Annotated in this window: 18 protein-coding genes; 8 read left to right on the top strand and 10 right to left on the bottom strand. The window is 71.6% G+C overall.

Going from position 1 to position 26,400, the window contains the following annotated elements:
- Positions 1 to 267: 267 nt before the first annotated feature.
- Positions 268 to 1,278, top strand: coding sequence for a TRAP transporter substrate-binding protein (locus VQ02_RS07010; RefSeq protein WP_245239655.1), 1,011 nt, complete (start codon positions 268 to 270; stop codon positions 1,276 to 1,278).
- Between the two features lie 55 nt (positions 1,279 to 1,333).
- Here the strand turns inward: VQ02_RS07010 and VQ02_RS07005 are convergent, their stop codons facing one another.
- From VQ02_RS07005 to VQ02_RS06980, 6 genes are all read right to left on the bottom strand, one after another.
- On the bottom strand, positions 1,334 to 2,467 hold the full coding sequence (locus VQ02_RS07005) for an FAD-dependent monooxygenase (RefSeq protein ID WP_048443452.1): 1,134 nt from the start codon (positions 2,465 to 2,467) through the stop codon (positions 1,334 to 1,336).
- A gap of 233 nt (positions 2,468 to 2,700) precedes the next feature.
- Positions 2,701 to 5,841, bottom strand: a complete 3,141-nt coding sequence (locus tag VQ02_RS07000; protein ID WP_048443451.1) for an efflux RND transporter permease subunit — start codon at positions 5,839 to 5,841, stop codon at positions 2,701 to 2,703.
- A gap of 49 nt (positions 5,842 to 5,890) precedes the next feature.
- A complete protein-coding gene (locus tag VQ02_RS06995) occupies positions 5,891 to 6,757 on the bottom strand; it encodes an efflux RND transporter periplasmic adaptor subunit (RefSeq protein ID WP_048443450.1) in 867 nt (288 codons plus the stop codon).
- Positions 6,758 to 6,859: 102 nt separating this feature from the next.
- On the bottom strand, positions 6,860 to 7,504 hold the full coding sequence (locus VQ02_RS06990; protein WP_048443449.1) for an OmpA family protein: 645 nt from the start codon (positions 7,502 to 7,504) through the stop codon (positions 6,860 to 6,862).
- Between the two features lie 151 nt (positions 7,505 to 7,655).
- Entirely contained in the window at positions 7,656 to 9,179 is a 1,524-nt protein-coding gene (locus VQ02_RS06985) for a caspase family protein (RefSeq protein WP_245239654.1), read from the bottom strand.
- 403 nt (positions 9,180 to 9,582) lie between these two features.
- Positions 9,583 to 10,116 carry an OmpA family protein gene (locus tag VQ02_RS06980; protein ID WP_048443447.1) on the bottom strand — a complete coding sequence of 178 codons (534 nt, stop codon included), beginning with the start codon at positions 10,114 to 10,116 and terminating at the stop codon, positions 9,583 to 9,585.
- A gap of 344 nt (positions 10,117 to 10,460) precedes the next feature.
- Between VQ02_RS06980 and VQ02_RS06975 the strand changes: the two genes are divergently transcribed.
- Both VQ02_RS06975 and VQ02_RS06970 read left to right on the top strand, forming a co-directional pair.
- On the top strand, positions 10,461 to 11,261 hold the full coding sequence (locus tag VQ02_RS06975; protein WP_245239653.1) for a PP2C family protein-serine/threonine phosphatase: 801 nt from the start codon (positions 10,461 to 10,463) through the stop codon (positions 11,259 to 11,261).
- Positions 11,258 to 13,129 carry a serine/threonine-protein kinase gene (locus VQ02_RS06970; protein ID WP_048443446.1) on the top strand — a complete coding sequence of 624 codons (1,872 nt, stop codon included), beginning with the start codon at positions 11,258 to 11,260 and terminating at the stop codon, positions 13,127 to 13,129. Before VQ02_RS06975 ends, VQ02_RS06970 begins: the two co-directional genes overlap by 4 nt.
- Positions 13,130 to 13,174: 45 nt before the next feature.
- On the opposite strand, the gene VQ02_RS06965 is transcribed toward VQ02_RS06970, so the two are convergent.
- Both VQ02_RS06965 and VQ02_RS06960 read right to left on the bottom strand, forming a co-directional pair.
- Positions 13,175 to 13,438 (bottom strand): hypothetical protein, encoded by a 264-nt coding sequence (locus tag VQ02_RS06965; RefSeq protein WP_048443445.1) that lies wholly within the window; start codon positions 13,436 to 13,438, stop codon positions 13,175 to 13,177.
- 315 nt (positions 13,439 to 13,753) lie between these two features.
- Complete coding sequence (locus VQ02_RS06960; RefSeq protein ID WP_048443444.1) at positions 13,754 to 17,389, bottom strand: autotransporter outer membrane beta-barrel domain-containing protein; 3,636 nt, start codon at positions 17,387 to 17,389, stop codon at positions 13,754 to 13,756.
- Between the two features lie 659 nt (positions 17,390 to 18,048).
- On the opposite strand from VQ02_RS06960, the gene VQ02_RS06955 reads away from it, so the two are divergent.
- Entirely contained in the window at positions 18,049 to 18,978 is a 930-nt protein-coding gene (locus VQ02_RS06955; RefSeq protein ID WP_048443443.1) for an adenylate/guanylate cyclase domain-containing protein, read from the top strand.
- Between the two features lie 121 nt (positions 18,979 to 19,099).
- On the opposite strand, the gene VQ02_RS06950 is transcribed toward VQ02_RS06955, so the two are convergent.
- Positions 19,100 to 21,421, bottom strand: a complete 2,322-nt coding sequence (locus tag VQ02_RS06950; protein WP_048443442.1) for a caspase family protein — start codon at positions 21,419 to 21,421, stop codon at positions 19,100 to 19,102.
- Between the two features lie 327 nt (positions 21,422 to 21,748).
- Here VQ02_RS06950 and VQ02_RS06945 point away from each other — a divergent pair, with 327 nt between their 5' ends.
- The 4 genes from VQ02_RS06945 to VQ02_RS06935 all read left to right on the top strand — a co-directional run bounded on the left by VQ02_RS06945 (position 21,749) and on the right by VQ02_RS06935 (position 25,955).
- Complete coding sequence (locus tag VQ02_RS06945; RefSeq protein ID WP_048443441.1) at positions 21,749 to 23,482, top strand: AsmA family protein; 1,734 nt, start codon at positions 21,749 to 21,751, stop codon at positions 23,480 to 23,482.
- Positions 23,483 to 23,553: 71 nt separating this feature from the next.
- Positions 23,554 to 24,504 (top strand): efflux RND transporter periplasmic adaptor subunit, encoded by a 951-nt coding sequence (locus tag VQ02_RS06940; RefSeq protein ID WP_245239652.1) that lies wholly within the window; start codon positions 23,554 to 23,556, stop codon positions 24,502 to 24,504.
- A 588-nt stretch (positions 24,505 to 25,092) separates the two neighbouring features.
- A complete protein-coding gene (locus tag VQ02_RS38075) occupies positions 25,093 to 25,368 on the top strand; it encodes a hypothetical protein (RefSeq protein WP_167350718.1) in 276 nt (91 codons plus the stop codon).
- A 362-nt stretch (positions 25,369 to 25,730) separates the two neighbouring features.
- A complete protein-coding gene (locus VQ02_RS06935) occupies positions 25,731 to 25,955 on the top strand; it encodes a hypothetical protein (RefSeq protein ID WP_157080533.1) in 225 nt (74 codons plus the stop codon).
- A 208-nt stretch (positions 25,956 to 26,163) separates the two neighbouring features.
- Here VQ02_RS06935 and VQ02_RS38070 read toward each other — a convergent pair.
- Positions 26,164 to 26,400 (bottom strand): hypothetical protein (locus VQ02_RS38070; RefSeq protein WP_167350719.1); only part of this gene is annotated, 237 nt, incomplete at its 5' end.

Raw genomic sequence — 26,400 nt, 5'->3', positions numbered from 1 at the left:
TATTGCCAAATAGAGATCGCTGTTTTGTCACGGAAACTGAGCGTCTAGGCGCGCCGACAGGCGGTGGTTCGGCGCGATCGGTAGCGCCATCCGCCTTTCGGCGGAGGGTGGCCCCGCCTTTCGGCCGATGCCGATCCCGGTGTCGCGCAGCATCGTGAACACTCCGGCGGAAGGCGTCGCGGGCCCTGTTGGAGCGGGCCGCCACCGGATAGCCTGCGGATCGAGACCGGGACGAGCCCGGCGACCATCGACGGGGGGGAATTCACGATGCCGACGCGCAGAACGGTCATGCAGCGGGTGGGGGCCGGCCTGCTCCTCGCTCCCCTCGCCTCACCATCGGTGCGGGCCGAGGCGACGGCCCTGCGCCTGAGCATGGGCTCGCCGATGCCCCAGCACCACCCGGCCACGACCTGCCTCGTCGAGGCGCTCGACGCCATTCGGGCCGAGAGCAACGGCCGGATCGACATCACGCTCTATCCCGACAGCCAGCTCGGCAGCGAGCTGAGCATGCAGTCGCAGCTGCGCTCCGGCGCCATCGCGTTCACCCTCACCTCGGCGAGCTCGCTGCAGACCCTGGCGCCGCTCGCCGGGATCCCGGGCGTCGCCTACGCCTTCCCGGGCTACGTGCCGCTCTGGGCCGCCCTCGACGGGGGACCGTTGAGCGAGCGCATCCGGGAGGCGCTCGGCCGGTTCGGGCTGCGGGCCTTCCGCGTCGTCGACAACGGCTTTCGCGACGTGATCACCGGCGTCAGGCCGATCACGGCGGTGTCCGACCTGCAGGGCCTGAAGATCCGGGTGCCGCCGAGCCCGCTGCTGACCTCCCTGTTCAAGGCCCTCGGCGCCTCCCCGACCACCATCAACCTCGCCGAGACCTACGCCGCCCTGCAGACGCGGGTGGCCGACGGGATGGAGAACTCGCTGCCGCAGATCGAGGCGACGAAGGTCTACGAGGTCCAGAAGTACCTCTCGCGGACCGGGCACAGCTGGGACGGGCTGTGGATCCTCGCCCATGGCCGGACCTGGGACGGGCTTCCCCGCGACGCGCAGGAGCTGATCGGCCGGCACTTCGACGCGGCGGTCGAGCGGCAGCGGCAGGCCTTCTCGCGCATGAACGCCGAGGGCGAGGCGCGGCTCCGGGCGAAGGGCCTCGTCATCAACACGCCGGACCGCGCGCCCTTCCGGGAGGCCCTGGTGAAGGCCGGCTACTACGCCGAGTGGAAGGCGAAGTTCGGGCCCGAGGCGTGGGGGGCACTCGAGCAGTTCACGGGTCCGCTGTGAGCGTGACGCCTGGGGCTCCCGGTCCGTCGTTCCCACCGGGGGCTCGCGAAAGTCGTCAGACCCCCGCTGGCGCGCGAAGCGGGCCGTAGGTGGCCCGGTAGCTCCGCGGCCCGATCTTCGGGAGCAGCAGGTTCCTCGCCCAGCTCGGGATCCGCGCGGTGCGCGACAGGCGATCGGTCATGGTCTGGACATGCGCGACCCGGGGCCGGCGCAGCCGCTCGTACTCCGCGCCGATGCGGTCCCAGTCCGCGCGTCCGGACAGCAGTCCGGCGAGCACCAGGGCGTCCTCAAGGGCGAGGGCGGCGCCCTGGGCCCAGACCGGGGCGGTCGCGTGCGCCGCGTCGCCCACCAGGACGGTGCGGTCGCGGGTCCAGGCCGGGATGCGGACCTCCTCCAGGGGCGAATGATAGATCGCCGCGGGTCGCGACAGGGCCGCGTCGAGCGTGTCGCGCACGAGGCGCGGGAACGGCGCGAAGGCGGCACGCAGCGCCGCCGGATCGGCCCCCGCGTCCGGACCCAGGCCGGCCGAGACCCACCCGTAGGCCTCGCCGCGGTCGACGGGGATGAGCAGGAACAGGGCCCCGGCCCCGGCCCACAGCGTCCAGGCGTCGACGCCCGGGTTGGGCGTCATGAAGCGCCAGCTCTGCGTGGCCAGCACGGCCGCGCCGGGGCCTCCGCCCCCGAACAGGCCGCGGCGGACCGTCGAGTGTACGCCGTCCGCTCCGACGAGCAGGCCGCCGGCCTCGGTCGACCCGTCCTCGAGATCGACCGCGACCCCCTGCGGCTCCGGCCGGATCGCGGCGATCCCGGTGCCTCGCCGGACGTCGTCAGGCGGGAGGTCGGCTTGCAGCATGCGCAGCAGGTCGGCCCGCCGCAGGCAGTGCGGGCCGGTCTCGACGCCCCAGAACGCCTCCTCGTCGACGGCGAAGAGGAGGCGGTCGCGCTCGGTCCGGTACTCGCGCCGGCGCACCCGCGACCCGACCGCGCGCAAGGGTCCCAGCAGGCCGAGCTGGGCCAGGGCGTGCACCGCGTTGCCGGGCAGGTTGATGGCGAGCCCCGCATCCGTCTGCACCCCGCGACGCTCGAGCGTGAGCGAGGGGCTGCCGCGCTGGGACAGGGCGCGGCGGACGGCGAGGCCGGCGATGCCGCCCCCGGCGACGAGCACCCGGCCGGCGGATTCCGTGTTCATGCGACGTCGCGTCCTTCCCGTGCCTGCCCCCCGAGACGCGCCTCTATGCCCGATCCGTGCCGGTTTGGCCGCCCCCACGCGCGCCGGCGGGAGAAAAGCCGGGCACCACCGCACCGGGCCCCGGGCGGACCCGCGCTCGGCGGGCGCGGCACAGGCCGGGAGTGCGATCTCCCGGATGTGTCAGGGCGCGCGGATGGCGCGATGCGGTGTCCGGAGCATTCCGGACGGTCGCGTCACTCTCCCGGCGTCGCCAGCCCGCCGGGCGGGGCCTCGCCGGCCGCCGCGTCCTTGCTCTTGGACCGGCCCGCGCGCAGGCGCCCGGTCCGGGCCGCGACCCCGCGATAGAGCCGCTTCGGCAGGTCGGAGATGACGCACATCAGGCAGAACACCGCCGGCACGAAGATCAGCGACAGGATCGTCGAGAACAAGAGGCCGCCGATCACCGCGATCGCCATCGGCGAGCGGAACTCGCCGCCGGCCCCGACCGCGAGGGCGCTCGGCACCATGCCGGCCACCATGGCGATGGTGGTCATCACGATCGGCCGGGCGCGCTTGCGGCCGGCATCGATGATCGCCTCGTTGCGGTCCATGCCGTGGCGCATCGCCTCGATGGCGAATTCCACCAGCATGATCGCGTTCTTGGTGACGATGCCCATCAGCATCAGGATGCCGATCCAGACCGGCGTGGTGAGCTGCTTGCCGGTGATGAGGAGCGCCATCACGGCACCGCCGAGGGAGAGCGGCAGGGAGAACAGGATGGTGATCGGGTGCAGGAACGAGCCGAACAGCATCACGAGCACGGCGTAGACCATCAGCAGGCCCGCCTGCATCACCTCGGCGAAGCCCGCGGAGAGCTCGGCGAGGTTCTCCGCATCGCCCGACTGGCTCACCTGCACGCCCTTGGGCAGGTTCTTCATCACCGGCAGAGCGTCGATGCTCTTGAGCACGTCGCCGAGGGCCGCGGTGCCGACGAGGTCCGCTGCCACCGTGGCCTGGCGCTCGCGGTCGTAGCGCGCGATGTTGGCCGGTCCGTCCTGGAAGCTGAGGTCGGCCACGGCCGAGAGCGGCACGCCGCCCTTGGCGGCCGGGCTCGGGATGCGCAGGCCCTCGATGACCGACCAGTTGAGCCGGGCGTTGTCGTCGAGCTGGACCCGGACCGGGACCAGCCGGTCGCCGGCGTCGAACTTGGCGAGCGCCGGGCCGACATCGCCGATGGTGGCGACGCGGATCGTCTCCGACAGCGTGTCGGCGGTGATGCCGAAACGGGCCGCGAGGTCCATCCGCGGGCGGATGCGCAGCTCCGGCCGGTCGAGGGTGGCGCCCGAGATCACGTTGGCCACCGTCGGCAGGCGCCGCATCTGGTTGGCGAGCTCGTTGGCCACGCTCGCCACCGTGCGGCTGTCCTGGCCGTTGACCACGAGCGAGATGGCGCGCAGGCCGTTCTCGTCCACGAACCAGTAGCGGATGTCCGGGATCTCCTGGAGCCGCCGCTCCACCTGCTGCTCGAGGGCGTGCTGCGTGACCGTGCGCTCGGACTTGTTGGTATAGTTCAGGATCAGGGAGGCGCGGCGCACCTCGGCGGTGCCCTGCGGCACGCGCCCGCCGTTGACGAAGACGCTCTTCACCTCCGGGATCTTGTGCAGCTCGGTGACGATGCGGTCGGTGACCCGCTGGGTGTCGGAGACGAGGGAGCCCGGCGGCAGCTCGATCGAGAGCAGCGAGCGGGCGGTGTCCTGGGCCGGCAGGAAGCCCTCGGAGAGGAGCCGCATGCTGGCGATCGAGGCGGCGAACAGGCCGATGCCGAGGAGCACGGTGAGGAAGTAGTACTTCACCGACTTGGTGACGAGCCAGACATAGGCCCGCTCGACCCGGCCCGGCGGCTTCTCCTCGTGCACCTCCGGCTTCATGATGTAGGCGGCGAGCATCGGCGTGACGAAGCGTGCGGCGAGCAATGAGAACAGCACCTGCACGGCGATCGTGATGCCGAACTGCTTGAAGAACTGGCCGGCGATGCCGCCCATGAAGCTCGCCGGCGCGAAGATCGCCACAATGGTGAAGCTGATCGCGATGACCGCGAGCCCGATCTCGTCGGCGGCGTCGATCGCCGCCTGGTAGGGCGACTTGCCCATGCGGATGTGGCGGACGATGTTCTCGATCTCGACGATCGAATCGTCGACCAGGATGCCGGTCGAAAGGGTGACGGCGAGGAAGCTCACGAGGTTGAGCGAGAAGCCGAGCATGTCCATGGCCCAGAAGGCCGGGAAGATCGACAGGGGCAGCGACACCGCCACGATGATCGTGGTGCGCAGGTTGCGCAGGAACAGGAACACCACGATCACGGCGAGCGCCGCACCCTCGAACAGGGTCTTGATCGCGGCCTCGTAGTTGCCGACCGTGTAGTCGACCGAGGTGTCGATGAGCGTCAGCTTGACGTCCGGGTACTCCTCCTGGATCTGGTCGACCTTCGCCTGCACGGCCTTGGCCACGACCACGTCGCTGGCGCCCTTCGCGCGCTTGATGCCGAAGGCCACGACGGGCTTGGCGTCGAGGCTCGCGAAGGTGCGCCGGTCCGCCACCGTGTCGGTGACGACGCCGAGATCCTGCAGCCGGATCTGCCCGCCGGTGGCGAGCGGGATCATCACGCCCTTCAGCTCGTCGAGGGAGCGGGCGCCGGCGAGCGCCCGGATGGCGTAATCCTGGCCGCCGAGCTGGGTGCGCCCCCCCGCCACGTCGACGTTGATGCCGCGCAGGCGCCGGCTGACGTCGACGGCGGTGAGGCCGAAGGCCTGGAGGCGGTCGGGATCGAGGGAGACCAGGATCTCGCGCTCGACGCCGCCGATGGTCTCGAACTGCGCGACGCCCCGGATGCTCTGCAGGCGCCGCTTGACCACGGTGTCGACGAACCAGGACAGCTGCTCGGGAGTCTTGCCCGGCGCCGCCGCCGCGTAGGTCACGATCGGCAGGCCGACGACGTCGACCCGCTGGATCAGCGGCGTCTCGGCGTTGCGCGGCAGGTCGGCCTGGATGCGGGTGATGGCGTCCTTGACGTCGTTGAGGGCCCGGTCGGTGTTGGTCTCGAGGCGGAACTGCACCGTCGTCACCGAGATGCCGTCGGTGACGGTCGAGGAGATGTGGCGCACGCCCTCGACGCCGGAGACGCCGTCCTCGATCGTCTTGGTGACCTGGGTCTCCAGCTCCGCCGGCGCTGCCCCGAACTGCGCCACCGCCACCGAGATGATCGGGATGTCCGCCGAGGGCAGCCGGGTGATCGGCAGCTTGGTGAAGCTCATCCAGCCGAGGATCAGCAGGATGAGAGAGATCAGGATCGAGGGCAGCGGCTGGCGGATCGCCCAGGAGGAGACGTTCAGGGACAAGGGCGACCTCGCCTCGGTTGATGGTCGGATCAGGGAAGGGTTGGTGCCGTCAGAAGGTCGCGCCGGCGTTGACAACCACCGCCTCGCCCTCGGCGAGCCCGCTGCGGACCTCGACCTCGTCCTCCGACGAGAAGCCGATGGTGACCCGGCGGGTGTCGACGCGGCCGTCGCGGGCGACCACCTGCACGCTGGTCTGGTCGCTGCGGCGCAGGAGGGCGGAGCGCGGCACGGCGATGCCGCAGCTCGAGGCCGTGTCCACCAGGGCCCGGGCGAACTGGCCCGGCCGCAGCCCGGAGCCGGCGGGCAGCGAGACGAGCGCCCGGCCGAACTGCGTCGCCGGATCGACGTCGGTCGCCGGCACCCGGACCTCCCCGCGCAGGGATGCGCCGGCATCGGTCTGGATGCGGGCGGTGGCCCCTTGGCGCACCCGGGTGACGTAGAGGCTCGGCACCTGCACCATGAGGTCGAGCTCCCGGTCGGTGATGACGCGCATCAGAGGCTCCGCCTGCGGGCCCGTGAGGGCGCCGACCTGGGCGGTGCTGCGGCCCACGATCCCCGCCTCCGGGGCCTTGAGCGCGAGGTTCGCCGGCAGGCGGGCCGCCGATGCGGCGGACGGATCGTCGGGCGCGACGCGGGCGAGGCGCACCAGCTCCTGCCCTGCGGTCACGGCGTCGCCCTCCTGCGCGAGCACCTCGGCGACGCGGTATCCCTCGACCGGGAAGGCCAGGTAGGCGTCGCGCCGGGGCATCACGTAGCCGGTGACCCGCACGGCATCGGAGAAGCAGGCCCTCCGGGCCTGGGCGGTGGCGGGGGGCGTGTCCGGCACCCCGGCCGCCGCGGCGGCGCCGGGCAGGGCGAGCCCGGCGGCGAGGAGCCACGCGGCGGCGGGCGCGGTCCGAAGACGGTCACGAGACATGGACGGCTCGACGCTCTCGAGGGGACGCCCGCGGCGCCGGGTTCGGGCAAGGTCGTGGAATGGCCCGCCGCCTCCTGGAGGCGGCGGGGATCGCCGGGGCCGTCAGTAGCGCGAGGCCGACTTCACGCCCGACATGTTGACCGCGGTCACCCGGCGGTTGACCGCCGCGAGCGGGTTGCCGTTGTCCTTCAGGTGGCTCTTGCCGTAGCCGACTGCGACGAGGTTGGCGCTCGGCACGCCGTAGTTCTGGATGATGTACTGCCGCACCGCCTCGGCGCGGCGCTCGGACAGGGCCTGGTTGGTCTGGTCCTTGCCCTTGCCGTCGGTGTGGCCGACGACCAGGAAGGTGTTGCCCTTCAGCTCGGGCCGGGCGAGGGCGGCGCCGAGGCTCTTGACCAGCGGCAGGGCCTTCGGGCCGATCGTCGACGAGTTGTAGTCGAACGGGATCTCGAGATCGATGCTCGGCTTGTCGGCCGAGGCGGCGGCGATCTTCTCCCGCTCCGCCGGCGAGAACGAGGTGCGGTTGCGCAGCGTGTCGAGGAAGGCGCGGTCCTCGATGCCGCCGCCGGCCTCGCCGCGCACGCTCATCGAGAGGCTGCGGGTCAGGGGCTTCTCGGGCGAGAGGGCCTTGAGGATATCCGCCTCCGAGGGCGCCGGCTGCGCCTGCGCGGCGGCCGAGCCCAGAACCAGGAGGCCGGCCAGGAGAGCGGTGCGGCCGGGGAGACGGGACAGGATGGCACGGGTCATCGGGATGCTCCTTCTGCGGCCGCAGGCCGGGACGACCTGCGGCGGGTCACGGGTTGCTACGCGTTGATCGAACCGTCTCTCGGCCCTCGCCCCCGGTCTTCGCCGTGTGGACGGGGCCTTGTTGCGTCGAGCGGATCTCTGGACTCTCCGCTCAACGGATTCCGTATCGGGCGAACTCCTTGGCGACGCTCGGATCCATCGCCAGGGCGTCGCTGATGTCGCTGTTGCCCTCCTGCGTGTCGCCCGTGCGCAGGCGCGCGAGCCCGCGGCCGTAGAGCGACGAGGCCTGCTTGCCGTTGCTGCGCAGGGCAGCGTCGTAGTCGCGGATCGCCATGCCGGGCAGCCCGATCTTGAGGTTGACCAGGCCCCGGCTGTCGAGGGCGTCCGGGAAGTTGGGGCGCAGCTTGAGGGCCTCGTTGCAGTCGCGCAGGGCCCGGTCGAGCTCCTCGATCATCGCCCGCACCCAGCAGCGGTTGTTGAGGGCCTCGACGTCCTGCGGGTTGAGGCGGATGACCTCGTCGAAATCCGCCATGGCCGCCCGGAACTCGCGGTGGATGGCGTGGAGCTGGCCCCGGCGGTAGAGCGCCGGAACGTTGGCCGGATCCCGCTCCAGAGCCCGGTCCAGCTCGGCCTTCGTGCGCAGGTCCTCGCGGGAATAGGTGAGCGTCTGGACGTCGGCTGGTGCCGGCTTGCTGGCGGCATCGAACCGGTCGATCTCGGCCCGGGCGCGCTCGGCCCAGGCGCCCGTCGGGTAGCGGGCGACGAAGTCCTGATAGGCCTGGCGGGTGTTGGTGCGCTTGGCGACCGCGAAATCCCCCGCCGGATCCAGGGCGGCGACGGCCGGCGGCTTCACGGGTTCCGGCACCTTCGCGGGTTCCGCCACCTTGGCGGGCTCGGGCGTGGTCCGGGCGGCTTCGGGCCGCGCCGGCTCCGTCCTGACGGGCTTGGCCGCGGCCGGGCGCGGGTCCGACCAGCCGCCGCCGGCCCCGTCCTTCAGGGACGAGAAGATCCACGGGACCTGCGCGCCCTGGCTCGCGGCCGACACGCCGGCCCGGGCCTTGTCGAAGGCGGGACGGGACGGGCCTTCGCTGCCGATCGGCCCGACCAGCTCGTCCGCGAAGGTGCTGCGGGTGCCGGTGCCCGGGCGCAGCATGGTGCCGGGGGCGGAGGAATAGACCACCAGGGTGTTGGCCGGTGGGTCGGTCACCGGCGCGAGGCCGGTCGAGAAGCCGCGGAAGCGCCGCTCGAACGGGTTGCGGTTGGCCGCGTCCAGCACCACGAACTTCAGGTCCGCGCCGCGCCGGTCGATCTCCGCCATCACCCAGTCGACGGTCACGCCGTCCCGCCTCAGGTCGGCCTCGCTCCAGATCTGGCCGTCGGTCGGGATCAGGTAGTTCTTCTTGCCGGCCTGGATGCCGTAGCCGGAGAAATAGAAGAGGACTGTGGATCCGGGCTTGATCTTGTCGAGGAAGGCATTGATCGCCTGCTGCATCGCCTGCTTGCCGGTATTCTCGGCGAGGTCGACCGTGTATCCCTTGCGTTGCAGCGCGGCGCCGACGGCGCGGACATCCTGAACGGGCGTGGTCAGGGGGGAGTCGCTGTCCGGATATTGCGCATTGCCGATCAGGAGCGCCACGCGATCGCCCTGCTTGCTGTCGGCCGCAGCGGAGCGCACGAGGCACGCTCCCGCTACGAGCACGATACAGACAAACCACCACGCACGCATGCTGCCCTCGAAGACTTGCGCCCGGGCCTGATTTCGGGCCCGACTTCGTCGCGCGAACCTTAAAACCACACGATCGCGCTGACAAGCTTGCGAGAGCGCCCAGAGGTCCGGACGCGAGAGTTTTAACAGGTCGTCAATCGCAATTGTCGATTGACTCCCGAGCTCAGGCACAAGCCCCCGAGGGGGATTGATCGTTCTTCGGCTTGCCATGACCGCGTCGCGTGAAGACAGTCGGTGAGGTGGTCCAGCAACCGCGGCGTATTCCGCGTCGCAGATCACCTCGACGACTTGCGTTCTAGAGCGGCAGGACTCGTTCCACGGTGCGGGCGCACACAGGCGGCGACGGACGACCTCACGGCGTCGCCAGGCGGGCCTCCACGCGCCGGTTGGCGGGATCGAGCGGATCGCTCGCGAGGGGGCGGGCCTTCCCGTAGCCCTTGGCGGAGAGCTGCCCGGCCTGGACGCCGCGGCCGGCCAAGTACTTCACCACCGTGTTGGCTCGCCGGCTCGACAGGCCGAGGTTGAAATCGTCGCCGCCGCGGCCGTCGGTGTGGCCCTCGACCACGAAGCTGGCCGACTTCAGGCGCGCATCCTGCAGGGCCTTGGCGAACTCGTCGAGATTCGCCTTCGCGGCCGGCGTAAGCAGGTCCGAGTTGTACTCGAAGTTGACGACGAGATCGAAGCCGCCGGCCGGCTTGCGCGTCGCGACACCGGCGTTGCATTCGCTGTGGGTACCGATGCACAGCCCTCTGCTGCGGCCGAGATCGGGCTGATCCGCCGTCGCGAAGTGCTTGACGATTTCGTCAGCCGTGTACGCCGGACCGGCCAGGGCTGCCCCGGAGATCGCCGCGAGCTTGAGTGCCGCAATCAGGGTCAGAATGCGCATAGCCAGTTTCCTTCTGCCATGCTTGTGCTTATGCACAGTTCGCAGTCTATCGTCAACAGCGACCACTGGTGATTTTTGTGACATTACTTCGACTATGACACCGTCGAAATGATGCCCAAGTCCCGTCGGCGCCTGATTCCGGTCCCATGTTTCGTCGAAGCAACATTCTGCTTGGATCCCCGGTCGGTATGGGGGAGATCCGGCGCGCCCGCAATGGTGGCGCAAGACGCGCGCAATGGACGACGCAGCGTTGGCTTGGCCGGCCCTTGCCGAACGGCGCAGCCTCGGTCAGGGTGCCGGAGGCCGCGCGAGGGCCGGTGGCGTTCACGAGGAAGGATCGGCCGATGCCCGAGGCTGCCCCGCAGGGCGGGGGAGAGATGCCGCGACGCGCTGCGGCCCGGCTCGACCTCGGCGCGGCGAGCCATGTCGGCCGCGTCCGGTCGCTGAACGAGGACCGCTTCCTGGTCGCGCCCGAGAGCGGCCTCTTCGCGGTCGCGGACGGGATGGGCGGGCACGCGGCCGGGGACGTGGCATCGAGCGCGGTCGTGCAGGCATTGGCGACGATCGCGCCCGCGGCGTCGGCGAGCGACCTCCTCGCCCGGATGAAGGCCGGCATCGCCTCGGCGAATGCCGAGATCCAGAAGGTGGCCCAGGCCCGCGGCACGGTGGTCGGCACCACACTGGCGGCACTCCTGATCTTCGCCCCGCACTTCGCCTGCCTGTGGTCGGGCGACAGCCGGATCTACCGGGTCCGGGCGGGACGGATCGCGCAGCTCTCCCACGACCACACGGAGGTTCAATCGCTGCTCGATCGCGGGGTGCTCACACCCGAGGAGGCCAGCCTCTGGCCCGGCCGCAACGCCATCACCCGGGCGATCGGCGTGCAGGAGCGGCCCGAACTCGAGCTCGACCACGGCCTGCTCGAGCCCGGCGACGTCTTCATCCTCTGCTCGGACGGGCTGACCCAGCACGTCGCGGACCGGGAGATCCTCGGCCTGTGCGTCGAGGCCGCCGACGCGCAGGGCGCGTGCGACGCCCTGGTGGCGCTGACCCTGGCGCGCGGCGCGAGCGACAACGTCACGGTGGTGGCGGTGCGCTACCTCGGCGCGCCCGGCGCGATGCCGCCGGAGGCCTCCGTGCCATGACCCAGGAGACGGTCTTCCTGCCGCAGCCGTCGTCGCGGGCGTTCATCCCGTCCGGCACCCGGCTCAACGACACCTACGTGATCCACAACCTGATCGCCGCCGGCGGCATGGGCGAGGTCTACAAGGGCGAGGCCCTCGGCACCGGGGACGCGGTGGCGATCAAGGTGATCAAGCCGGAACTCGCCCGCAACGCCGCGGCCCTGGCGCTGTTTCGCCGCGAGGCCTCGGCGCTGCACAACCTGCACCACGAGGCGATCGTCCGCTACTTCGTGTTCTCGGTCGATCCCAAGTTGGAATTGCCCTACCTGGCGATGGAGTTCGTCGACGGCGAGATGCTGTCCGAGCGCCTGAAGACGGGGCCGCTCGACACGCCGACCCTGTCGCTGCTGCTGCGCCGGCTGGCCGCCGGGCTTCAGGCCGCCCACGAGCTCGGCATCATCCACCGCGACGTCTCGCCCGACAACGTGATCCTGCCCGGCGGCAACGTCGCGCGCGCCAAGCTGATCGATTTCGGCATCGCCCGGGCGCCGAGCCAGACCGGGACGGTGATCGGCGGCGGCTTCGCCGGGAAGTACGCCTACGTCTCCCCCGAGCAGCTCGGCCTCCACGGCGGCGAGGTGACGCCGAAATCCGACATCTACAGCCTCGGCCTGCTCCTGGCGCACGCCGCCCGCGGCGAGGCCCTCGACATGGGCAGCAGCCACGTCGAGGTGGTCGAGAAGCGCCGGCGCGTCCCGGATCTCGCCGGGATCGACGAGCGCATCCGCCCGGTCCTGACGGCGATGCTGCAGCCCCACGCGAAGGACCGCCCCGCCGACATGGCGGCGGTGGCGGCCCTGCTGCCCGGGGGCGAGCCGCCGCGTCGGCGCCTCGGCCCGGTGCTCGCGGGGGCGGCCGGTCTCGCCGCGGCGGCGGCCCTCGGGGGCGCGGCGGTGCTGATGCTGCCCGGGCGCGCGCCCTCCCCTCCGCCGGCGGCCGAGCCGCCCGGCAAGACCGCTCGGGTTCAGCCGAGCACGCCCGCTGGCGCTCCGACGGACGACGGCGCGGCGAGGCAGGCGGCGCAGGACCGGGCAGCCCAAGAGAGAGCGGCGCAGGAGAGAGCGGCGCAGGAAAGGGCTGCTCGAGAGAGGGCGACGCAGGACAGGCAATCCCAGGAGCAGAAGTCCACGATCGTACCCCTGCCGGATCCGGGGCCCGATCCGGAAGAGGCGCCGGCCACGCGCGCCGAGCCGTCGCGGACCGCGACGGCGAACGCCGACCAGGTCGAGCGTTTCGTGCGCAACTACGACGGTGGGGAATGCTTCTTCGTCACGGCGGTCTCGGCCCAGCCGCCGAACGTGACGGTGGACGCCTACGGGGTGTCGCCCCGGCCGTTCATGACCTTCGACGCCGCGTTCCAGAACGGGCTCGGCTTCGAGCCGCACATCACCCTGCACCAGGTCACCGACGCGCAATGCCCGCTGGTCGAGTTCCTGGCGCGGCAATTCCCCCTGCGCGACGCCCGCGCCGCGACCCTGGCGGTGACCTCGGACCTGCTGCACAGCGGTGAGGAGCTGAGCGGGACGGTGGAAACCGGCGCCGATCGCAGCATCGAGCTGCTGCTCGTCTCGGATGACGGCCGGGTGAGCAATCTCAGCCGTTCGCTCCGGCGCAACGGCGACACGGCGCGTTTCACGCTCAAGCTCGAGGGCAGCGGCGTCCCGAAGCCGCAACTGCTGCTCGCCCTCACCAGCCAGAAGCCGCTCTCAAGTCTGCGGGGCGGCGGCACGGCGCGGGCCGGCCAGATCCTTCGCCAGATCGGCGACGAGCTCGACCGCGACCCGCGGCCCGCCGGGATCGCAATCGGCTACTTCAAGCTCGGGAGCTGAGGCGGCGCTCGAACGCCTCGCTCAGCCCCGCGTCGTTCCGATGCCTCAGGGCATCCGGGTCATGAGCCGGAGCGCCTCGACGTCGAAGCGGCTGTAGGGCCGGGCGCCGTAGGTGTCGACGTACCAGGGCTGCCAATGCGTGTTGGCCGCGTAGAGGGCCCGCATCTCGCGATGCATCTGCCGGTCGCTGACGCGCTCGCAGGACCACGGCGTGGCGCAGCGGACGTAATCGGCCTGCGCCGGCAGGGCCGACGCCAGGGACGTCGCAAGGGTGGCAACAGACAGGATCGCGGCAACACGCAGGCTCATGGTCGTTCTCCGGATGTCCTCTGGCGGCCTCGCAAGTCTTGAGGCGCCCCATCCCTTCGATGTGGTGTCCCGCCCGGACGATGCAAGCTTGACATGACGCACATTAGCGAGTGCGGCGTCAGGATCCTGTGTGTCAGCGCACGCGCCTGAACCGGTCCTGAACTTGATGCGGGCCGGGCGGCGCGCCGTGGCCGTGGTTCCGGTCCGGCGGGATCATGCCGAGGATTGCGCCGGACCCGGCATCTTGCCCCCGCCAAGAAAAAAGGGCCCGGCGAACGCGCCGGGCCCTCGTCTTGGATCAGGTGGAGGCTGCGATCACCACTGGTAGCGCATGCCCACCCGGCCGCCGCCGCCGACTAGGTCGCCGCCGATCCGGTAATCGGCCCGGACGAAGCCCGACAGACCGGTCTTCAGGTTGAAGAAGTTCACCGAGGCCTGGACCTCGCCGCGCACCTTGCCCTGCTCGCGCAGGCCGGTCACGCCGGTGATCCCGTTCACCGCGCCCGAGACCCCGCTCTCGGTCAGGACCGAGTAGACGAAGCCCGTCACGCTCGGCTCGACCCGGATGTCGCCCTCGACGAATTCCGACCCGACCCGGGCGCCGATCCGCCCGCGCAGGGCGTCGCCATCCCGCAGCGGGACCGAGGTCGCCGTCAGCGCGGCCTGCTGGTTGAAGGTGGTGGCGACGTATTCGAGGCCGGCGGTCGGCTCGACGTAGAGCGCGTTCTGCAGCGGGATGCGGTAGCCGACATTGGTGGTGTAGGCGTAGTTCTGCAGGCCGGTGCGCTGGAGCAGGCCGGGCGCCCGGATGTCGAGGCCGAGCAGGTCGACCTTGAACAGGTGATCCCAGAACCACGGCCCGTTCAGGTAGGTGCCGTAGACGCCGATCGTGCCGCCCTCGTAGTCCTGCCGGCCGGCCGCCTGGTTGAGGCGCACGCTGGCGGTGGTGTAGCCGCCCATCACGCCGAGGATGAGGCCGTCATCCTCCTTGGTCAGGCGGCTGATCACCAGGTCGGCGCCGCCGAGCAGGCCGCCGCCGGACTGGCTGTAGCCGAGGTCGCGGAAGAAGTTCGTGCCGGCGAAGGAGAACGAGGTCGAGCCGGTGCGGCGCTCGAGGTCGCCGTAGGCGCGGGCCCAGACGGCGGGACGGACGTTGCTGGGGGGCGGCTCGACCGGCTGGACCAGATTCGGGGCGATCGGGTCCTTGGTGACGAGCGCCGCGTACTGGTTCAGGCCGGCATACTGCATCGCCTGCGGGATCGACGGCGTGCCGCTGGCGGCGCGCTGGGCGTCGGTGCGCAGCTGGGTCATGCGGTCGAGGACGGCGGTGCCGCCCTGGAACGCGATGGTGCGCGAGGCGATCACCGCCGTCGGGGCCGAGAGCGCCACGGCGTTCGGCACCGCGGCGACCGAGATCGCGGTCCCCTCCGCGCCGGTGGCGGAGACCAGGGCCGCCTGCAGGGTGCCGAAGTTCTGCAGGGTGCCGAGGGTGAACGCGTTCGCCTGCGAGGTGCCGCGCACCACGACGAACGGTGTGGCGGTGCTGAACGGCACGGCCGAGGACAGATTCGTCACGTTGACGCTGGTCGAGCCGCTGGCGTTGCCGGCGATGACCACCTGGTCGCCGATCCCCGTCTGGGTCAGGAACTCGGTGTCGATGCGCCCGTTCTGGCCGACGTAGTTGCCCTGGATGGTCAGGGTGTCGCCCGCCCGCCCGTTGACTAGGCTGATCGTGCCGGCGTTGCGGAACTCCGACAGGCCCCCGAGCGTGACGTTCGCCGCGCGCGTTGCGCCGGGCACGACCGAGAGGGTGCCGAGGTTGTTGAACACGCCGCCGCCGAAGCCGCTCGTGCCGGTCGCGTTGAACTGACCGCTGTTGGCGACCGACGACCCCGCGCTGAGGTTGACCGCGCCCGTGATGGTGCCCCGGTTGTCGATCCGGCTCGCGATGCTGCTCGCGGACGTGTCGATGGCGAGGCCGCTCGTCCCGACGATCGACCCGCCCGTCGCGTTGCTGATGGTCAGCGCGCTGCCCGCGGCGCCCTGGACCACGGCGGCATTGAGGCCGACGAGGCCGCCCAGCGTTCCGCTGTTCGCGACGGTCAGGCTGCCGCCGTAGGTGCGCAGGAGGGCGGCCGGCCCCCCGGCGGCGGAGATCGCGCCGCTGTTCGAGAAGGTCAGGGTCCCGGCCCTCGCCGACGTCCCCTCGCCCGCGGCGACCCCGGCCTGCGCGGCCACCCCGGTGCCGCCGGACGTGATGGTGCCGGTGTTCTGGAGCGACAGCGCACCCTGGGCCAGGGCCGCGATGCCGATCGCGCCGCCCGTGATCGTGCCGGAGTTCGAGACCGTCAGGTCGCCCTGCGACAGGCCCGCCATGCCGGTCGGCGTCGGGCCGGAGCCCTGCGTCACCTGGGTGAGGGCCAGGTTGATGCTGCGCGCCAGGGTCGGAAGACCGTCGAGGACGTTGGCGGCGAACGGGTCGGCGATCGACCCGTCGTAGGTCAGCGTGCCGGTGTTCGTCAGGACGCCGCCGCTCGTCACGGCCGCCAGGCCCGCAGTCCCGAAGGTGACGGTGCCGGCGTTGCTGATCGTCGCGACGCCCGCCTGCGCGGCCATGCCGACGCCGGCCTTGATCGTGCCGGTATTCGTCAGGGTCGTGGTGACCGACTCGCCCAGGATGCCGAACGGGGCGGTGATCGAACCGCTGTTCGTCACCCGGAGGGCGCCAACATTGGTCTGCGCCAGGACGCCGGCCGTTCCGGCCGTGATCGTGCCGGCGGTGTCGACCGTGCCGGTGCCGGTCCCCTTGGTGGAGTCGATCTGGATGCCCGCCCGGTCCGCCGACGTGATCGAGGCGCTCGCCGCGACGTTGATCGTGACGTTCGCGGACGGCACGGCCCCCGAGGTCGAGGCCGGGGTCACCAGGATCGCCGCCGTCGTCGCGGGCGCCGCGATGGTGGTGTTCTCCCGGACGGTCAGGGTGAACGGGCCGGTCGGGGTGTAGAAGATGCCCTGGTTGTAGGCCTTGTCCGGGCCGCAGACCGCCGCGGTCGTGGTCGAGGCGTTGTCGCCCGGCGAGCACACGCTGGCGATGAGCACGGTGCCGTTGCGGACCGGGAACAGGAACTGCCCCGGCACGCCGTTGTTGGTGCCCGTCGCAAGCGCGTTGGGACCGCCGTCGAGGAACGCGCCGGCGACCAGCGAGCCCGGCAGCTGGTAGTACGTCCCGGCCTCACCGGTGCCGGCCGAGAAGCCGACGCTCGGCGCCGTGCCGGTGGTGCCGCAGAAGCCGTTGGCGCCGCCCTGGCCGCCGCTGCCGCTGCACTCCCACTTGATGCTGCCGTAGTTGAAGTAGATGTCGAAGTTGCCGGTGCCCGTGTCGCTCCGGCTCGCCAGGATCGCCTGGAAGCTGTTGGTCTTGTCGGCCTGCTGGTCGAAGTAGCCGACGTTCGGCCAGGTCGCCCCGAAGGCGGTCCGCCCCTGGTAGGTGCCGGTCCCGAAGCCGAGCACGCCGCTCTGCGGGTTGCGCGTGTCGGTGTCCGCGAGGAACGGGGCGATGATCGGCTGCCCGCGATAATCCGCGCCGACGCCGAACGGCACGAAGGCGGCGGAGGCCGAGTCGAAGGTCAGGTTGCCGTGGTTGTTGACGAAGATCTGGTTGTAGGTACGGCCGAAGTAGTTGACGGAGAACGGCAGGTTGACGGGACCGCCGACGCCGTCGAGCGTGCGGCCGTCGGCCGAGATCGCCGTGATGTTCGTGATCGGATCGCCGCCGGTCCCGGGAAGCCGGTTGCTGTTGAACCCGGGAGCGATCGCCTGCGCGGTGGCCTCGTTCGCCGTCAGCACGCCGACGACCGGCAGGGCGGCGAAGGACGCACCGAGCAGCAGGGCGCTGCGCAGCCGCGCGAGACTACGCCCGGCCTTCGGAGCAGCGCTCGTTCCAGTCCCCATCGCCGGCTCCAGCGATCCGCGTTGGGCGGTCTCCCGGAAACTCATAGGCACCCCTTCCACTTCCATTCGCCGCCAAAATGCGCGCATTTTGCCTTGCAGAGTTCATAGTTGCGACGACCAGACACTGTCCACCGCCGACCGGGAGATGCCGTGTCTTTGCCGAGTGGAGTGGCCGCGAGAGCACAGCCGCTCGACGCCCAGCACTGCCGCATGACTGTTCTGGCAACTGATTCGCTGCACAGGCCAGCATATAAGCCGAGCGATCATTAACGAATCGCCTGTCCATCCGGTATATCGCATGTTCGGCGCCCGCGTCGTCGTCTGCGTTCGGTAGGAAGCCGACAATGCACCGGTCGATCGGTCCGCCCGTCCGCGGCGATAGTCTGGCCTCGGCCGGCCGGTGGCCGCCCCTCCGAGCCGGGCGCGTCCCGGGTCGCGCCGGTCATGGACGCCCCGACGATGCTCCGTCGGCCAAGGGGAGACTGCGAGGGACTTGTGCGAGCGGAATCCTGTCCTCGGGCGTTCCGCACCGGATCCGGCGCGGGTGCCGGGGCGGAGAGCCGCTATTTCCGTCTTCCGCCCCGGCCGAAGCTTGTTTACTTACGGGATCGCACGGGCATCCTACTGCTCGGCGACCAAGCGAGGATTGCTCCTCCCCGATGAGCACCGCCGAACCCGTCCCGATCGGTGTCCTGTTCTGCGACGTCGCCGGGAGCACCAAGCTGTACCGCGAGGTCGGCGATGCGGTGGCCCTGCGGGTCGTCGACGCCTGCCTGGACCTCGCCGCCGATGTGGTGCGGGCAGGCGGCGGTCGCCTGGTCAAGACCATCGGCGACGAGTTCATGGCGGTGTTCGACGACGTCTGCGCCATGTGCGACGCCGCGATCGCCGTGCAGCGCCGCTTCGAGGAGATGGCGCCCAGCCTGGAGCACGTCGCCGCCCACCGGCTGCAACTGCGCATCGGCTTCCATTTCGGCCCGGTGGTGCGCACGACCGACGATTACTTCGGCACGACCGTGAACATGGCGGCCCGGATGACGGCTCTGGCCAAGGGCGGGCAGGTCATCACCACCGGCGCTCTCGCGGACGCCCTCCCCCCGGCGCGCCGGGCCGCGACGCGGACCCTCGTCGGGGTGCACGTCAAGGGCGCGGGCGAGGAGCTGCGGGTGGCGGAGGTGCTCTGGCACCGCTCCACCCACCAGACGACCGTGTTCTCGCTGACGCTCGTCGCCGAGCAGGCGGTCGCGGTCCCGGAGCTGCGCCTCACCCATCGCGGGCGGCGCTGGATCTTCGACGAGGGGCGGCAGAGCGTCTCCCTCGGGCGCGAGCCCAGCAGCGACGTCCTGCTCGACAGCGAGCACGCCTCGCGCCGCCACGCCACGATCGAGCGGCGCGGGGACAAGTGGGTGCTCGTCGATCACAGCACCAACGGCACCTTCGTGATGCTGTTCGGCGGCGAGGAGTTCTGCATCCGGCGCGAGGAGCTGGTGCTCCGTGACGTCGGCACCCTCGGCCTGGGCCAGTCGGTCAGCCGGGACCGGGAGAACGGCCTCGACTATGCCCTGACGCTGCACGGGAGCGCGGAGTAGCGCACGGTACGGGGACCGGCGCGAGGGCATCGTCTCGCGCGGAACCTCACTGGCTCGCCAACGAAGAGAGGCCGGTCCCCGAGGGACCGGCCTCTCTTCGTTGGCACCGTGGCGGTGCCCGTCAGGGCATCCGGCTCATCATCCGGGAGGCGCCGATCTCGGCCGGGCCGTAGCTGGACGTCGTGCTGGCCGGCGCCGGGGCGTAGCTCGGCCGGGCGAGGGCCGGAACCTGGGCGCGGGCCCGGATCGGCTGGACCACCGTCACCTTCGGCTTCACCACCGGGCGGGCGGCCTCGCGGACCGGGCGGGGCGTCTCCTTCACGGCGGGCTTGGCCACCGGAGCCTTCGCGGCCGGGGGCTTGGCGTGCTTCACCGGCTCCGGCTCGGGCAGGGCGGCGCGCTTGGTGCGGGGCTCGGGCGCTGCGGCCTTCCGGGCCGGTTCCGGCGCCGGCCTGGACGCCTCGACCGGCCGCGGCGTCGCCGCCGGGAGGCTGGCCCGCTGGGGCTTCGCCACGGGCCGGCACTCGTCGCCCTCGAGCGTCAGGCCCGGCGGGCAGGAGACGCGCACGCAGGCATCGCCCTTCTGCTCGGTCCCGGTCGGGCAGACCACCGGGCAGATCCGGCCGCTATAGCCGTTGAGCACGTCCAGGGTGGACTGGTCGGGCATGTGCGACACGATCTTGACGGCCCGGGTCAGGCCCGGCCGGGCGGCGTCGCCGGCCTGGGTGACGCGGTAGAACCGCTCCAGGGCGTCCATCGAGTGCCTGCCCCAGGACGCCTCGGGCTTCTCGTTGTAGCAGCCGAGGGCGTTCAGGCGGTCCTGCACCGCGCGGACGATGCGGTCCTGGTTGGCCGGCGCGGTCGCGTCCAGGGCGGCCGTGGTGGCGGGGACCTCCTCCTTCACCGACAGGCTGGCATACGCGATGGCCGGCCCCTCGGCGGGCTTGTCGGCCGGGGCCGGCAGGATGGCGGCCTTGGCGATCTCGGCGGCCGCCTCGACCTTCGCGCTCTCGACCTTGGGCGCCTCGAGCATCGCGAGCTTGACCCGCTGCTCCTCCTCGCGCCGGCTCCGCTCCAGGCGGGCCATCTCCTCGCGGCGCTCGGCCTCGGCCGCCGCGGCGATCCTGGCGTTGTCCTCGTCCCGGCGCTTCTGCTCCAGGCGGGCCGCCTCCTGCCGCAGCGCCTCCTGACGGGCCGCCTCTTGCCGAGCGGCCTCTTGCCGAGCGGTTTCCTGGCGGGCGAGCTCTTGCCGAGCGGCCTCTTGCCGGGCAGCTTCCCGGGCTTCCTCCTCGCGGCGCTGGGCGAGCAGCCGGGTCTGCTCGGCCTGACGCCGCTCCTCCTCGTCCCGACGCGCCTTGTCGGCGGCGAGCCGCGCCTTCTCGCGCTGGCGCTGCTCCTCGTCGAGCTTGGCCTTCTCGTCGTTGGCCTTCTCGCGCTGGCGCTGTTCGTCCTCGAGCCGCGCCCAGCCGTTCCGCTCCAGGGCGCCGGGCCGCTCCTCGCGGCCCCGGGGCTCCTCGAGGGCAGCGACCTGCGGCAGCGGCGCAGCGCGGCCCTGCTCCTCCAGCATCTTGATGCGGGCCAGCGCGTCGTCCTTCAGGAAGCTGGCGGCGTACTTCGCGGCGAAGTTCCGGAGCTCGGCCACCTGGTTGCTGGCGCGCAGGCGGCTCCAGGCCTGGATGTCCGTCTCGTCGCGGTTCAGGTAGACCTCGCCCGGGAAGGAGCGCGTGACCTCCGGCAACTGGCGACCGCTCGTGGCGGTGGAGACCGACATCGCGACGCGCTGGAACACCTGCCCGACCTCGAGGCCCGGCTCGGCCATCGTCTTGATCAGGGCGGCGGCGTAGAAGCTGTTGCGGCCGGTGCCGTCGAAGGCGACGTTGTTGGCCTGGGTGGCGTAGGCCATGATCAGGCCCTTGCGGCCGACCACGCTCGCGAGACCCGGGCCGTTCGCGCTGTCGCGCCGGCCGGTATCCTTCAGCGGCAGGTCGCGGCAGGCGTCGAGGATCAGGATGCGGGCGCCCTTGGCGCTGTCGAGGGCCCCGATCACGCTCTCGACCGCGATGGTCTCGAACGGGACGTCGAACCCGTCCTTGAGCTGCGCGTCGGTGGGCACGAGGTAGTTCTGGCCCTGGTACTGCAGGCCGTGGCCCGCGTAGTAGACCAGCGCCGTGTCGGCGTCGTGGGCGATACGCGAGAACTGGGCCAGCTTGCGGTCCATGTCGCGCCGCGACAGGTCGCGGCCGTCCACCACCTCGAAGCCGACGCGGCGCAGGACGGAGGCGATGTCGTCCGCGTCGTTGCCCGGATTGGCCAGGCGGCCGAAGCTCTCGTAGGCGGCATTGCCGATCACGAGGGCGATGCGCTTGTCTCCCGGGGCCGAAACGGCCGCCGTGGCCCACAGCGTGAGCGAGAGAGAGAGGAGGGCAGGCAGCGTCCGTTTCATGTCTGCCAAATTACATGGCTGTGGCCATCCCGAGCAAGTGCCGGAGCGCACCACTCGACAACTCTCGCGACCCGATCTTCTGTGTCCGTTCCGCCGGATGGAGTCCGGTGCCAGAGATCGCGCGGTTTTTCCGCGGTCGTCGGGCCGTCCCACGACTGTGTCGACCTGCGCGGCGACTTCCCGCCTCCGCCCGCCGCGGGTCGGGCCGGAGTGGATCGGGCGCCGCAAACTTGTTTCGCCAGAGGAAGGGGACGGCGCGACGATTGATTTCGCACGACGTTTGCGCTCTTCTGCCGCCCACGGGCGCTCTAAGGTTGCTGGCCGGACATGAGACTTCGCAACCTGCTGCTCGTCCTCGGGGCCGCCTGCGCGGCGGGCGCCGCGGCGCTCGTGATCCTGGGTGAAGGAATGATCGTGCGGGCGGCCGCCGGCCGCCTGGAGGCGGCGACCGGGCGGCCCTGGACGGTGGGCGGCGCCGGGCTGTCGCTCTGGCCGGCGGGCGTCACCCTGCGCGACCTCGCCTCGGAGACGGATCTCGGGCCGGCGGGGCGGGCCCGCCTCACGATCGATGAAATGCGGCTCGGCGGAACGGCGTCCGGCCTCCTGGCCGGCGAGGCGGACGAGGTGGAGCTCGTGCGCCCTGCCCTGCGCTGGCCGGCGCAGTGGTGGCGCGGCGCCGACGGGCCGCGCGAGGCCCCCTCGTCGGCCCGCCCCCCGCTGCTCCGGCGGGTCACGGTGCGCGACGGCAGCCTCGCCCTGACCGAGGGGGAGCGCGTCGTCGCGGCGGTCGAGGCGGTTGCCGCAACGGCGCAGCCGCGGGGCGACGGCCACGCCGTCACCCTGGCGGGCCGGGTGGGCGGCATGCGCGGCACCTGCGACCTGACCGTCGCGCCGGAGGCGGATTCGCCGGGGCCGGCCGGCGGTGCCCGGGGGGACGCGGCCCCGGTGGCCGTCGCCTTCACCTGCCGCGCGCCGGACCTCTCGGGCACGCCGCTCGCCGGCACTGCCGACGCGGCCCTGGCGGGCCCCGCCCTCTCGCTCTCGCGCCTCTCCGGCCGCCTCGGCCCGGACCGCTTCGGTGGCAGCCTCTTGGTCGACCTCTCGCAGAAGCCGTTCGTGCGGGTCGATCTCGGCTTCGAGACGCTGTCCCTCGCGGCGCTCCCGGGCGCCGGCCCGGCGCCGGATCCCGCCGGCTTGCGCCTCTTCGACGGCCGGGCGCGGCTCCGGGCGGCCTCCCTCGCCGTCGGGCAGACCCGCCTCGGCGAGGTCGACCTCGACCTGCGGCTCACCGAGGGGGCCGTCGAGGCGACGCTCGCGCCGGCCAGCCTGCACGGCGGCCAGGTCCGGGGCCGCCTCGCCACCATGGTGCCGGCGACCCCGGACGAGGCCCCGCGCCACGCCCTGCAGCTCGAGCTGACGCGGGCCCGGGCCCTGCCGCTCCTCTCGGGCCTTGCCGGCTTCACGCTCCTCGACGGCACCGCGAGCGCGACCCTCGACCTGCGGGGCGGCGGCCGCGACCTCGCCGGGATCCGGCGCAGCCTCTCGGGCAGCGCGGCGCTCCTGGTGGAGAACGGCCGCCTCAACGGCGTCGACATCCCGGGCGTGGTCCGGTCGATGGCGGGACGGCTCTCCGCCGCCGACACCACCGCTTTCGACCGGCTCTCGCTGCGCTTCCAGGTCCAGGACGGCCGCGCCACCACCCAGGAGCTCGCCTTCGCGGGCCCTCTCGTCACCGCGGGCGGGAGCGGCGTGGTCGACCTCGCTGAGAAGAGCATCGCCTTCCGGATCGAGCCGCGGCTGAACCGTGCGGCCGCCCGCAACCTTCCCCGCATCCTCGACGTGAGCCTGCCGGTGATCATCAACGGCGCCTGGGATGCCCCCCAGATCCACGTCGATCTCGCCGGATTGACGGGCGAGGGAGGAGTGTCGCAGGGCCTCAGGGACATCGGCTCCGGGCTCCTGGGGGGCAATGCCGGCGGCGTTGGCGGCCTTCTCGACGCGCTGATGCCGGCGGAGGGCGCCCGCCGCCCGCCGGGGGCCCGCTCCCGGGTGCGGCCGTGACGAGGATTTGCACCGGGCCGGCGGCCCGGCAACACAGGCGGAGCGAACGAGACGTGTCGCGAGTGAGAGTATTGTCCGACAAAGGAGAGGCCGGGTCGTCGCGGGGCGCGCGGCGGGATCGAGGCCCCGGAGCGGGATCCGGCGGCGCGCGTGCGCTGGCGCTGCTCGCGGCCTTCGCCCCCGGCCTCGCCCTCGCGGCGGGTGATCCGGGGCCGGGCCAGGGCGCCGGCCCCGTGATCAGCGTGGTCCGCACGAAGGTCCGCTGCTTCTCCGACCGGGTCGACGTGACCGGCGTGCTGGTGCCCCGGCAGGAGGTGCAGGTCCGGCCCGACCGGGACGGGCTTCGGGTGACGCAGGTCTACGTCAAGGCCCTGGACGAGGTCCGGGCCGGGCAGCCCCTGGCGCAGCTCTCGCCGGAGGACGGGCAGCCGGGCGGCCCGGTGACGCTGCGCGCCCCGGTGGCGGGCCTCGTCGGCCGCAGCACGGCGGTAGTGGGCGCCCCGGCGCCGGCCCGGCGGGACCCGCTGTTCGTGATCGCCGCGCAGGGCGAGGTGGAGCTGGCGGCCGAGGCGCCGCTCGCGAAGCTCGACCGCCTTGCCCCCGGCCAGACGGTGAGCGTCAAGCCGATCGGCCTCGGGCCGGTCAGCGGCAAGGTCCGCCTCGTCACGCCCGTCGCCGACCCGGCGACGCAGCTCGGCCAGGTGCGGATCCAGCTCGCCTCCGCGGGCGACACCCGGCTCGGGCTGTTTGCCCGCGGCACGGTGTCGGTGGGGCAGAGCTGCGGCACCGCCGTGCCGTTCTCCGCCCTGGTGAACGGTCCCGACGGCCCGGCGGTCTACGTCTCCATCGGCCGCACCATCGAGGCGCGCCCGGTCGGGATCGGGCTCTTCTCGGAGGACGAGGTCGAGATCCGCTCCGGCCTGTCCGAGAACGACATGGTGGTGGTCCGGGCCGCCCCGTTCCTGCGCGAGGGCGACACCGTCCGGCCGGTCGAGAGCGCCGAGCCCGGAAGCCGGAACTGACTGAGCCGCCGCGCGAGGCCGGTCGCGGATCCGGGCGGGAGTATCGGTGTGCCGAAATCCCGCGACGATCGCTGCGGGCGCCCGCGGCGATGGGGAGCGTTGTCCGGACCCGGCGTGGTGCTCGAACAAAGCCGGGCGTCGCCCGGCGCGAACGACCGCTCGCGGTCAGCGGGCAATCTCGGAGATCGGTTCTTCGGGGCTCGTTCGAGAGGTGGAGTCGCCCGATCTGCCGGCCGATGACGCGATCGGGCGTAGACAGCCTGATCCCCGCCGCGAGCACGCCGCGCTGGCCGCGACCGCTGCCAGACGGCGGCTGCGCCGCGACCGTCAGGCCGCCGCAGAGGCACTCTCCGCGAAAGCGAATGGGCTGGAGCGGGTAAAGGGAATCGAATCCTCGTATTCAGCTTGGAGGGCTAGGCCAAGTCGTTGATCTTGTTACTCACGGTTTCTCGCCGTGGCTGGCTACGATGTCGGCGTTCAGGATCTGTTGGCCTACAGTGTGCAACTGGCATAGATCTTCAACAGGGCAATTCCCCTTCCCGCTCGTGTCCTGACCTGGTCGCGCGGCTTCCCAGCCTGGCGCCCGGCGTGCCGCCCTGTCCCGGCCTCAGGCCCGACGAGTGGGCCGAGACGCACCGTCGCTGCGCCGCCTTAATCAACCGGTGGGGCGCCCAGGCTGACGCGCGCGACGCGGCGATCACGGCCTACCTCGCCGATCCGTCGAAGCCGGTCGTGCTGGCGTATGGGTGGGCAGCTGAAGAACTGGTGTTGAGAGATGCGATTCGAGCGCGGCGGTTGAATGCGATCAAGGCTCGGCGGCGCGAAGCAGTGAGGAACGCGATCCTGCTGGCGCCGGTCGGATGACCCCCACCACCTGCCTCGCCCTCACCTCGGCCCTGGTGCCGACGACCGCTTGGGGCGCGGTGCCGGGGCTGAGGCGGACGAGGCAACGACGCTCCCTGTAAGGTTGTATTGACAGGATAAACTCAACGACAGATAGATCAAGAGAACGGAGAAGCGTTCGAGAGAAAAGCGTATGAAGTGGCGTGGTGTGTTCAGCAAGGCTGGCGCTGGCATCGGAGGCACAGCTGTATGGACGAAAGAAGACGGTAGCGAAGTCGAGGTTGTGAGTGTTTGTGATCTGGATACGAATTGGCGCGCATTCTGCCGGTGGGATGACGCAAGGGATATTGGGCCTGTAATTTCATTCGTTAGGAGAGGACGCCTTGGAACGTTGGGCGGTAGCATCTTTGCCGAACCTGCAGCGCGACGGTAACGATCCCCTCGACGTTGTCGCCCGCGAGCTGCACGAGCATGCCCGCCAGCAGATCACTTGGTGGCCAGCCTGGGAGGATCTGGACATGACGGACCCATTCGAGTCCGGGCTGATTCGGACGGCTTATGAGCGGGCCCGCGATTTCGTGGCAATGAGCAGCCGGAGTGAGGTGTGACCGACACCCCGATCATCTGGCACAACACCTGGCCTGATTGCGGCCCTGACCTCGTTGCCATGGTCGCCGGCGGGAGCTTCGGTAGATCTACAAGACCCATCCCGACGGCCCTCAGAGGTATGAATGGGTCTGGTGCCTCATGAAGGTCGGGGCTTGGGTCCCATGAAGATCCGCTGGGGCAACGGGCCGGCGCTGGGGCGGGTCCGGGTCAGCGCTTGAGGCGGTTACCCCCGCCGTCCTCCCGCTCCGCGAAGCACGGCTTGAGCGTGTTCGCGATGCTTCGTGTGTCCGGCTGCGCGGCGGCGATTGCATCAACACGCAATTTATACCCTCGCGCCTTGGCATCGACACGTCGATGCGAAGGCGTCCGGCGCATCAGCGCCGGCGCCCGTTCGGGCTTGCCTTGCGCCTCCGAACGGGTCCGTTCGAAGGCGCGGCGGTATAA

This window comes from Methylobacterium variabile, assembly GCF_001043975.1.
GTDB classification, from domain to species: domain Bacteria; phylum Pseudomonadota; class Alphaproteobacteria; order Rhizobiales; family Beijerinckiaceae; genus Methylobacterium; species Methylobacterium variabile.
This window is presented reverse-complemented; position numbering and strand designations above follow the sequence as displayed.

What these genes read in the sequence shown, in the direction of transcription:
- VQ02_RS07010 (WP_245239655.1), top strand. Translation starts at nt 268, where the DNA reads ATGCCGACGCGCAGAACGGTCATGCAGCGGGTGGGGGCCGGCCTGCTC.
- VQ02_RS07005 (WP_048443452.1), bottom strand. Translation starts at nt 2,467, where the DNA reads ATGAACACGGAATCCGCCGGCCGGGTGCTCGTCGCCGGGGGCGGCATC.
- VQ02_RS06995 (WP_048443450.1), bottom strand. Translation starts at nt 6,757, where the DNA reads ATGTCTCGTGACCGTCTTCGGACCGCGCCCGCCGCCGCGTGGCTCCTC.
- VQ02_RS06990 (WP_048443449.1), bottom strand. Translation starts at nt 7,504, where the DNA reads ATGACCCGTGCCATCCTGTCCCGTCTCCCCGGCCGCACCGCTCTCCTG.
- VQ02_RS06980 (WP_048443447.1), bottom strand. Translation starts at nt 10,116, where the DNA reads ATGCGCATTCTGACCCTGATTGCGGCACTCAAGCTCGCGGCGATCTCC.
- VQ02_RS06975 (WP_245239653.1), top strand. Translation starts at nt 10,461, where the DNA reads ATGCCCGAGGCTGCCCCGCAGGGCGGGGGAGAGATGCCGCGACGCGCT.
- VQ02_RS06970 (WP_048443446.1), top strand. Translation starts at nt 11,258, where the DNA reads ATGACCCAGGAGACGGTCTTCCTGCCGCAGCCGTCGTCGCGGGCGTTC.
- VQ02_RS06965 (WP_048443445.1), bottom strand. Translation starts at nt 13,438, where the DNA reads ATGAGCCTGCGTGTTGCCGCGATCCTGTCTGTTGCCACCCTTGCGACG.
- VQ02_RS06960 (WP_048443444.1), bottom strand. Translation starts at nt 17,389, where the DNA reads ATGGGGACTGGAACGAGCGCTGCTCCGAAGGCCGGGCGTAGTCTCGCG.
- VQ02_RS06955 (WP_048443443.1), top strand. Translation starts at nt 18,049, where the DNA reads ATGAGCACCGCCGAACCCGTCCCGATCGGTGTCCTGTTCTGCGACGTC.
- VQ02_RS06950 (WP_048443442.1), bottom strand. Translation starts at nt 21,421, where the DNA reads ATGAAACGGACGCTGCCTGCCCTCCTCTCTCTCTCGCTCACGCTGTGG.
- VQ02_RS06945 (WP_048443441.1), top strand. Translation starts at nt 21,749, where the DNA reads ATGAGACTTCGCAACCTGCTGCTCGTCCTCGGGGCCGCCTGCGCGGCG.